Origin of the sequence: Phenylobacterium sp. (genome assembly GCF_035276905.1) — a bacterium.
Lineage (GTDB): Bacteria > Pseudomonadota > Alphaproteobacteria > Caulobacterales > Caulobacteraceae > Phenylobacterium.
In genome coordinates this window covers 1-8668 of record NZ_DATELG010000308.1, presented here as the reverse complement: position 1 = coordinate 8668, position 8668 = coordinate 1, and the positions used below count along the sequence as shown (strand labels likewise).

The 8668-nt window shown below is 65.8% G+C and carries 10 protein-coding genes; 3 read left to right on the top strand and 7 right to left on the bottom strand.

Annotation, left to right across the window (positions count from 1 at the left end):
• The first annotated feature begins 433 nt into the window (after positions 1-433).
• On the top strand, positions 434-1075 hold the full coding sequence (locus tag VJS38_RS14460) for an AAA family ATPase (RefSeq protein ID WP_324088853.1): 642 nt from the start codon (positions 434-436) through the stop codon (positions 1073-1075).
• On the opposite strand, the gene VJS38_RS14455 is transcribed toward VJS38_RS14460, so the two are convergent.
• Positions 988-1611 carry a mobile mystery protein B gene (locus tag VJS38_RS14455; protein WP_324088852.1) on the bottom strand — a complete coding sequence of 208 codons (624 nt, stop codon included), beginning with the start codon at positions 1609-1611 and terminating at the stop codon, positions 988-990. The genes VJS38_RS14460 and VJS38_RS14455 overlap by 88 nt on opposite strands.
• A 214-nt stretch (positions 1612-1825) precedes the next feature.
• The gene (locus VJS38_RS14450) at positions 1826-2923 is read right to left on the bottom strand and encodes a hypothetical protein (RefSeq protein ID WP_324088851.1); all 1098 of its coding nucleotides are present in this window, start codon (positions 2921-2923) and stop codon (positions 1826-1828) included.
• Between the two features lie 83 nt (positions 2924-3006).
• Between VJS38_RS14450 and VJS38_RS14445 the strand changes: the two genes are divergently transcribed.
• Positions 3007-3429 carry a hypothetical protein gene (locus VJS38_RS14445; protein WP_324088850.1) on the top strand — a complete coding sequence of 141 codons (423 nt, stop codon included), beginning with the start codon at positions 3007-3009 and terminating at the stop codon, positions 3427-3429.
• A 160-nt stretch (positions 3430-3589) separates the two neighbouring features.
• Complete coding sequence (locus VJS38_RS14440; RefSeq protein ID WP_324088849.1) at positions 3590-4351, top strand: hypothetical protein; 762 nt, start codon at positions 3590-3592, stop codon at positions 4349-4351.
• Here VJS38_RS14440 and VJS38_RS14435 read toward each other — a convergent pair.
• From VJS38_RS14435 to gcvA, 5 genes are all read right to left on the bottom strand, one after another.
• On the bottom strand, positions 4253-5329 hold the full coding sequence (locus VJS38_RS14435) for a flavin monoamine oxidase family protein (RefSeq protein ID WP_324088848.1): 1077 nt from the start codon (positions 5327-5329) through the stop codon (positions 4253-4255). The genes VJS38_RS14440 and VJS38_RS14435 overlap by 99 nt on opposite strands.
• A complete protein-coding gene (locus VJS38_RS14430) occupies positions 5326-5820 on the bottom strand; it encodes a DUF2938 domain-containing protein (protein ID WP_324088847.1) in 495 nt (164 codons plus the stop codon). Before VJS38_RS14430 ends, VJS38_RS14435 begins: the two co-directional genes overlap by 4 nt.
• Complete coding sequence (locus VJS38_RS14425; RefSeq protein WP_324088846.1) at positions 5817-6518, bottom strand: cupin domain-containing protein; 702 nt, start codon at positions 6516-6518, stop codon at positions 5817-5819. The genes VJS38_RS14430 and VJS38_RS14425 overlap by 4 nt, the downstream gene beginning before the upstream one ends.
• A 45-nt stretch (positions 6519-6563) precedes the next feature.
• Entirely contained in the window at positions 6564-7331 is a 768-nt protein-coding gene (locus tag VJS38_RS14420; protein ID WP_324088845.1) for an SDR family NAD(P)-dependent oxidoreductase, read from the bottom strand.
• Positions 7332-7537: 206 nt separating this feature from the next.
• Positions 7538-8464, bottom strand: a complete 927-nt coding sequence (gcvA, locus tag VJS38_RS14415; RefSeq protein WP_324088844.1) for a transcriptional regulator GcvA — start codon at positions 8462-8464, stop codon at positions 7538-7540.
• Positions 8465-8668 lie beyond the last annotated feature (204 nt).

The following is an 8668-nucleotide window of genomic DNA, read 5'->3' as shown; positions in this document are numbered from 1 at the left end:
GGTATCGGTCCACATGTGTCGCTCCGTCGATGCTTCGCAACACCGACAGAATCACAAGCCTCTGATATCACCCAACTTCTTTTCGGGGCAGACACTCAGGGCTTCGAGCCCGAGACTGCATTTCCAGGTCCCCCCGTTCGCCAAGCCTATCTGATATGGGCTCAGACGAGTTTGAGCGTCCGCCGAGCTCTGGCGGAAGCCAACGGCGTCCCCATGACCGACCAACCCATATTGCCTGGAAAGGCCTACATCGTGTTCGACGACGAGTCCGGCGAGCAGGTAGGCATGACGGTGAAGAATCCGCGATGGTACTGAGTCACGGAATCCACCCTGCCGATTTCTATCCCAATCTGCGAGATTGCCCGATCCGTGCAGGGGTGCCCTGGCGACCACGCGTGAGCCTGTTCACATGCCCTCCTGTCAGGAGGTGCACATGCGAACAATCGCTATCATCAGCCAGAAGGGCGGCGCAGGGAAAACCACCCTCGCCATTCACCTAGCCGCGGCGGCGGCCGAGAGTGTCGCCCTGATCGTGGATACGGATCCGCAGGCGACCGCCAGCCGCTGGGGTGAGTGGCGCAAGGGCGCCGATCCAGAGATCATCGACTGCGGGGCGCCTACGCTGCTGGCGGGTAAGCTGAGCAAAGCCGCCGAACTGGGCGGCGAGTTGGCGGTGATCGATACGCCACCACACGCCGACGCCATGGCGCGGCAGGCGGCACGCCTCGCCGACCTGATCCTGGTCCCCTGCCGCCCAAAGGCCTTCGACTTAGCGGCCATTGAAGCGACCGCGGAACTGGTAAAGGCGAGCCACAAGCCGGCTTTTGTCGTGCTGATGGCCGGCCCGCCTCGCGCCCCGCTCATTTACCAGGAGGCCGCCGACGTCATCGAGGGGTCGTTTGGACTTCAACTCGCCCCGGTCATGTTGCCGGAGCGGGCCGCCTTCCATCACAGCACGGCGCAAGGCCGCACAGCTGACGAGTTCGATCACGACGGCAAGGCGGCCTGCGAAAGCCGATGGTGGAAACGCACGGCGATCTCGTCGGGCGGAAAGGTCTGGTGGTCGATCCAGTAGCGGACGTCGCCCACCAGGGTGTGGAGCTCGACCGCGATAGCATGCGGAGGGACGCCGATGTTCAGTTCGGACGTCCGCTGGCCCCCGGCCCACCGCCAGACCTTCCGTAGCATCCGGCGATGCAGCGCCATCAGGAAGTCGATGTCGACGACGTCGGCTCGCTTCCGGGAAAACGCCCAGCGGTCGGCCTCCGCGATGTTCTCCTGCTCGGCCTCGTTCAATTCCGCCCGCGTGGTGATGTAGGTCGGAATCAGACCCTGCCGCCCCTCCGGCGTGAGCGGCGTATTGGCTTCGTCAACGCCATGCCGGCGGCCTCGCGAGCCAAGCCCTCGCCGTCGTCGGCGGTGAGGCGAACCGTCAACTTCAGGGGACGCGCCGGAAGCCGCCCGCCTGGCGGCGGCGGCCCGGCAGCGGCCTGATCCATGAGGCGGCGCAACGTCGGCGCACGGCCGCCCTGCCCGCCCGCAGCGGCGTCGAACCGAGCCAGCAAATCGTCGGACACCCGAAGACTGAGATTGGCCACTGGACCGCTCCACGTAGTGATCCGCCGCCGCGAAGGCTATCCTGCCCTAGACAGCGACGACGTCACTCTGGCCCCTCCCCTCGGCGGCGGCGATGCGTAAGCCTACGCCCCGCCACCGTTCGCCCGCCGCCCTGTCGGGCGCCCCAGCCGGGCCAGAGTACGCAAGCGACAGTGGCTGCAGTTGCGGAAGTGACGCGACTACCGATGGTAGTCCGAGCCGCCCGGCCTTATGCTTCATGTTCCGTCGATCGCACGTGGCCGATGACGATCCGCCCCTGTTCGTCGAGGCTATAACCCACAGGTGAGGCTTCCGCCCTTCGCGTGAACCGCCCCTTCGCATCCCAGAGCTCCCAGTAAGGTCCGGAAAGGGTTCGCCAAGTGTCGAACGGCGCCTCCGCGATCAGTGCTGCGATCTCCTCAGCGCGCCGTCGCACCCAGGGTCGCTCATCAGGCATGGCGTAGGCCGCGTCGGCGCGCGCCAAGATCTCGCGGGCAAGGGCGTCGGCTGGCCGGCTCTCCGCTGCGGCTGCAGCCACATCAGTCGCTGCGAGCACCACAGCGGACAACACCGCCAACGGCATGTGGTCTCGGCGCAGGCCTGGAATGAGTTCGTCCTTCGCCTCCCGGCGTTCGTAGCGAGAGAGGATCGCGACAAGCTGGCGGTAGTCGCCGTCCCAGACACCCGCCGCCAGGAAATCGCCCTCCGCCGCATAGCGATGATAGTCGTCCGGGGCGAAGTGGTCGGGCCCGAGATGAAAACATGTGGTGGCCAACAGCTCGGCCCTCATCGCATCCCAGGACAGCCCGGCGATATGCACCACATCGACATGTGTGGCAAAGGGTTCTCCGGGCAGCGGCAGGGAGATGTAGACCTCGGTCAAGCCGCCGACATAGTCGTCCCAAGCGCCGACCCAGAGAAGCCGACTTGTTGCTTGGCTGACTTCGGCGGCGGACGAGCCAAGGCCAAGATCCAGCACAGCGACCAGGGCGGCACGCGCCCTCAAGATCGTGTCGTGCGCCCCTTTGAGGCCGATGGTCGCCGCGGAATCGTGTTTGGCGTCGTTGTAGAGCTCGCGGAGGGCATGCAGAGCGCTTCGCGTCGCCTTGTCCAAGCCGTGCCGCTTGAGGCGACCGATTAGTGTGTCCAGCGTCACCTCCGCAGGCGTGCCCGGCCAGACTGCGGACTTGAAGAAGCGTTCGGTAATCGAGCCAAGTCGCTGGACGACGTCGCGCACTTGGTCGGAGCGGTAATGGGCCAGCCTATACCCATCGAGGTCGTGCAAGGCGGCGTCGACAGATGCCAGCAGCTCATCGCCTCGGGTCATCGTCGCCGCTCGATTGGCGCGTCGAACTGAGCGGCGGGCGTGTTCACATTCTATTCCTGTGCAATCTGAGCTAGAGAAGGGACATGATCGACGAGTCGTCCCGCCAAGCCATCCGGCCCTTTCTGACGCAATTGGCGACTACGCGGGAGGCCGCAAGCGCACCCCTGCCCGGCGCTTACAGCCCAGAGCACAGCGTCTGGATGGTGGATGCGGGCCAAGGCGCCCGACCGATCGTAGAGGTGCGGCGCGATCTCGGCGAGACCGCCACCTTCACTAAGGTGCTGGCCGAGCAGGACGATACCGATATCGCTCTCGCCGCCGCCGGCGACACGGCCACCACGACCCGCGTCCAGGCCGAAGTCGATGACAGCGACATCACCGCCGCCACCCTCGACATCGCCACCAAGACCTATGCCCAGGTCGAGAGCGAGGATGTCGCCTTCGAGATCGAGGCCGCCAGCGGCGAGGATTTCGGTCACGGCGGGATCGCTCTCCCCATCCAGTGATCCTGCTCGTCAGCAACGCGCGTGATCTCACGACCGACTTCATCGTCCTGGAGGCCCAGCGCCGCGGCCTCGCGTTCGCCCGGCTGACCTTCCTAAAGCCAAGGTCCGTCTCGGATTTGAGAATGACGGCGACTGGTCTCTGCAGCTCCCAGACCGAACATTGGCCGGGGCCGACATCACGGCTGCCTATTTCCGCCGGCCGGGCGTGCCTGAACTTGATGCCGCGGTGCTCGCCAGCGACGAGCGTGCCTACTGCGCCGTCGAATGGTCCGCTCTCCTCAAAAGCCTCTATCAACGGATCGGCCGACGCTGGCTGAGCGCGCCCGCCGCCATTGCGGCCGCCGAGGACAAGCCACGTCAGCTGCTAGAGGCGAAGCGGTTGGGTTTCGCCATCGCTGACACGGTCGTCACGAACGATGTCGTCGTTTTCGACGCGTTCCTCGAAGGCGCTGGCGTGGTCGCCAAGCCCCTTCGGCAGGCGCGGCTTGAAGGTGCGACCGACCGGGTAATGTTCACCAGTCGGGTCGAGGCCGCCGTCGCCCGCGATGCCCGAGCCATCGCGGCAGCTCCGATGATACTGCAACGCGAAGTCCTAAAGGCCGCCGACATCCGCGTCACGGTCGTCGGCGACGAGGTGTTCGCCGCCGAGATCGATTCCCAGGCGCTCGCCAGCGTTCTCCATCCTCGGCGTCGCGCCGCTCATCCAGGCCATGAGGGCCTGACCGCCCGCGACGTTTCTCAATACCCGGCCGCGCCGGCAACGCGTTCTCACACAGCCTCCACCCACGGCGGACATTGTCAGCGTCTGCTCCCCGGGTCAGCGCTAACGCATGAGCTCCGCGACGGCTCGCTCGGCAGCCGCAACTGCCCCAGCGAGATAGCCCGGCTCGACTGGACTCGTTTCGCTCGCTGCGAGGAATAGGCGGGCGCGCCATGGTCCGGCGGTCCAATCCCCTACTCGGCCAGTGAGGTGACCGGCTGCGACGTAATCGGCGGCAATGGCCGTCAACGGGTCCTGCGCCCAATCCTTCAACATCAAGGCGCTTGGCGTCCGCGCGGCCTCGCCGAACAGACGCACCAGTTGCTCGACACAGGCGCGCTTGATCGCGACGTCCCCGGCCGCCACGCGCTGGTGAGCGGGAACGCCAACAAAGCCGAACAGGGCCGGCTTGCCGCTGGCAGTCGTCGCCTCATGAATTTCTGGCATCGGTCCGACCATGCTCTGCGCCGTGCCCGAGAGGTTGGCGCCACGCCAGAAGGCCGTGTCGTAGACTGCGACCAACTTCGCGTGCGGAGCCATCCACGTCGCCGTTCCATGCCATAGCGCGTGGACGGCTTGGTCCTGCGGCGGATCGAAACGAACTGTCGCGCCGAGCAGACGCGGCGGGACTGCGACGATGGCACGTTCGGCCGTCAGGGTCGTGCCGTCTTCGAGGCTGATCTCCACCCCATCAGCAATCAGCTTGAAGATTTCCACCCGGCTTTCCAGGCGGATGCTGTCGCGCGGAAGGTGGCGGGTGATGGCCTCGACCAGCGAAGCCGTGCCGCCTTCGAGCCGCATCGAAGGCGCGTCAGGCGGTGCACCGCGATAGCGGTGCACAGGTTCGCGGGACATGCGTTCAAAGAGGACGTCACCGTCGCTGTTCTGCGCGAAGCTTTGCAGGCCGAGTTCCTGGACGAGATCGCCGATAGCCGGTTGCATCACCGGCCAGAACCAGGACGATCCGAGATCGAACCCATCCGCTGAGGGCTTTCCGTCGGCGCCGACGGTGAGAATTCGCCCGCCCAGCCGGTCGCGCGCCTCGACCAACACGAAGGCTATACCGGCCTGATGAAGCCGCCACGCCGCGCATAGGCCCGCCAGCCCACCGCCGACAATGACGACAGGAACGCGGTTCACCGCAGCACCGCCATCAGCAGGGCGGTCGCGAACATGCCGATGCCGAAAATCGTGTGGCTGACAAAGCTTTTCAGGCGGGTGCGATGGGGATGGGGTGTTTTCGACCCCGCCACCCCCGACCCCATTCCGGGCATCATGACGAAGAACGGGGCGGCGAGCATCACCCAGGCGACGGCCAGCGCCAGCAAAGGCGTAGGCCTGTTCAGCCAGGACGAGCCGCCCAGCGCGACAACGATAGCTCCGTAGGAAATGCCGATCACATAGTGCGCAGTCCAACCGATGACCAACTCGCCGCGCACCGGAGCGGCCTGCGCCATGGATGCGTGCTGGAACTGCCCGCGCGGCATGTTCCCGATCCAGCGCCCCACCATGGCCCAGTTGGGACCGGGGATATTGAGAGCGCGCTGCAACAGCTTCGCCCACAGGTCGAGCACAACCGTGCCGCCCGCACCTATGGCGGCGGCGGCTCCTGCGAGGCCCAAGACCGTCATTGGGGCGCCGCTCCGTTGTCGAACCGGCACACATCGTCGTGGAGCACCGGCCCTCGCTTCATCCACACGCGCGCGCCCTGCGCGCCGACGCGCACCGGTAAGATTTGGCCCGGCGGCAGGCGCAGCCAGCACCAACGGTCGAGGGATTCTTGCCCGTCGTTGAAGCTGCCTTCTAGAACGAACAGTTCCAGCCCGTCCTGGCTGTTGAGGTTGAACGCCGCGTCGGGCCGCCAGTCCTCCACCGTCACCCGCTCGCCTGCGCCTTCGAACAGCAATCGCGCCGCATCGACGCCGGGAGCCAGCTCCAGGGCCGCGCCTTCGCCCGGTCGCACCACGGTCCGCACGTCGTCATCGCAGCGGAACTGCCACAGCTTTACGAGGATCGTGCAGCCCTCGGCGCTCGCTGGCGCGTGGCTCGTCCCCGGCGGGTTACGCACATACGTGCCCGCCGGGAAATCGCCCGTCTCGTCCTGGAAGGTGCCCTCGAGGACGATAAACTCCTCCCCGCCGGTGTGCGTGTGGCGCGCGAACCGGCTGCCGGGGGCATAGCGCACGATAGACGTGGCCCTAGCCTGCTCGTCGCCGATCCGAAACAGCATACGGCGCTGGACGCCGGCGGCGGGACTATCGATCCAAGGCAATTCCCCACCGCGAGTCCGCACCGGCGCTGTCAGGTCCGCGTTGATCCTCAAGCTCACAGTCCGATCCTCCGTTTTGTCCGGCGCCAGCGAGGGCGCAGCGTCCTATTGGCGACCCGCGGTAACGCCGCCATCGACCGGCAGCACTGTGCCCGTGATCCAGCTGGCCTGATCGGAAGCCAGGAACAGCATAGCCTCAGCGACATCAGACGGTTGACCATTGCGGCCGAGCGGATGGAAGGCGTCGAAGGTCGGCAGAACCTCCTTCACCTGTTCGGGCGACAGGAAGGTGCTGTAGACTGGCGTTTCGACCACGGCGGGGGCGATGGCGTTGATTCGGATTTTCAGCGGCGCCAGCTCGAGGGCCAAGTTCCGAACCATCGCGTGAACACCAGCGTTGGCTGCGGAATAGGCTGCCGAAGGCGTCGCCCCGATGGCTTGGATCGCCCACATCGAACCGGTCTGAACGATGGCGCCGCCGCGATCCTTCATGGCCTTGGCCGCAGCCTGGGCAGCGAAGAACTTACCCTTGAGGATGGTGTCGAGATACCAGTCGTAGTCGGCCTCGGTCAGGTCGAGGAACGGCTTGGGATTGAAGACGCCAGCGTTGTTGAACAGCACGTCAAGCGCACCGAAGCGCTCAACAGCCATGTCGACCATCGCCGCGCCCGTCGCCGGATTGGCGATGTCGCCGGCGGACACAGCCACACGTTCGCCGCTGGCGTCGATCTCGCGAGCGGCCGCATCAAGCTTGGCGGCGTCGCGGCCGTTCAGAACCACCCGGCCGCCTTCGGCGACGAAGCGCGCCGCCGTCTCCTTGCCGATCCCGGAACCGCCGCCAGTAACCGCAGCGACCTTACCTTCGAAACGCATTGTTCTTCCTTTCAATCGGCCAAGCGATCGCGCGCCGGGAATCGCGAAAGGCGCGGCCCGGTCGGCCTCGCGGCCCGTTACAATGTTCAAGCGAGGACCGGGTCGGCGTCTGGTGTGACGCCAATCCCCGTTCCGGTGAGGCCGTTATCGCGCGGTGCTGCCACTGCTACAAACGCGATGATCTTGATCGCTTTGAAAGAAAATCTTTAGCGCACAACCTGCTGGGCAGCAGCTTCGGCGAACAGCCAGTCACGAAATGCGGTAAGTTTCGGCAAGCCCTCACAGGCCTCGCGGCGAACGACGTAATAGGCCAAAGCCGACTGCACCGTGATGTCGGGGAAGAGGCGTATCAATCTTCCCGCGCTCAGGTCGTCCCTCGCCATGACACTGCGCGCCAGGGCGACGCCCTGACCATCTATGGCCGCTTGCAGCACAGCGGCGGAGTTGTTGATACGAAGGCCACGCGTCGTCGCCGTCGCGGTGACTCCAGCTTGCTGCAGCCAGCTCTCCCAGGTGAGAAATCCAGCCGAGGCATCAACCGACAGGTCATGGATCAGGGTATATTTGGCCAGATCGGCTGGCGTCGCAGGACTGCGCCCGCCTGCCATCAGGGCCGGTGAGGCGACAGGGAAGACATCTTCTTCCATCAGCCGTTCCGCGTTCAATCCCGGCCAGGCGCCGGACCCGTAACGTACGCCGATGTCGATGCCTTGGGCGGCGAAATCGAGCAGCTTCAGACTCGTGTCGAGGCGCACATCGATATCGGGCCAAGCGGACTGGAAGCGGTCTAGACGCGGTAGCAGCCATTTGGCTGCGAAGGCGGGACTGACTGTAACGGTCAGGACGCCGTTGGAGCTTGCCTCCTGAAGCCGAGCCAAGCCTAGACTGAGGCTATCGAAACCGGTGCGCAGATCGGGAAGGGCGCGCTGGGCGGTGTCGGTCGGTGTCAGGCGCGCTTTGCCGCTGCCGCCCCGGTGAAACAACGGCGCGCCTAGCCACTCTTCCAGAGTGCGAACCAGCTGACCCACAGCGGCCGGCGTCACGTTCAACTCCGTCGCCGCCAAAGAGAAACTTCCATGGCGGGCGCTGGCTTCGAAAGCCTTAAGCGCGTTCAGGTGGACCGGCGAGCGCATGGCTCATCATGGCATGCCAGCGCTTCCGGGTCATCGGCGTCCGCTTGCAGCGGCGGACCCGGCGTCTGCTTTCCATCTGTGGACGCCCCCTTCAGCGCAAGTCCGGAGTGGAGAGGTTTTGGTCGCGTAGTCGGATGCTGCCATCTGTCCGGCCTGTAGTGCCCCGCCGTGGCGGCGCTGGCCTGTATGGGAGTCGCGGATCGG

Excerpts from the sequence above, each read along its gene's own strand:
- VJS38_RS14420 (WP_324088845.1), bottom strand. The coding sequence starts at position 7,331 with ATGCGTTTCGAAGGTAAGGTCGCTGCGGTTACTGGCGGCGGTTCCGGG.
- VJS38_RS14445 (WP_324088850.1), top strand. The coding sequence starts at position 3,007 with ATGATCGACGAGTCGTCCCGCCAAGCCATCCGGCCCTTTCTGACGCAA.
- VJS38_RS14450 (WP_324088851.1), bottom strand. The coding sequence starts at position 2,923 with ATGACCCGAGGCGATGAGCTGCTGGCATCTGTCGACGCCGCCTTGCAC.
- gcvA (WP_324088844.1), bottom strand. The coding sequence starts at position 8,464 with ATGCGCTCGCCGGTCCACCTGAACGCGCTTAAGGCTTTCGAAGCCAGC.
- VJS38_RS14430 (WP_324088847.1), bottom strand. The coding sequence starts at position 5,820 with ATGACGGTCTTGGGCCTCGCAGGAGCCGCCGCCGCCATAGGTGCGGGC.
- VJS38_RS14460 (WP_324088853.1), top strand. The coding sequence starts at position 434 with ATGCGAACAATCGCTATCATCAGCCAGAAGGGCGGCGCAGGGAAAACC.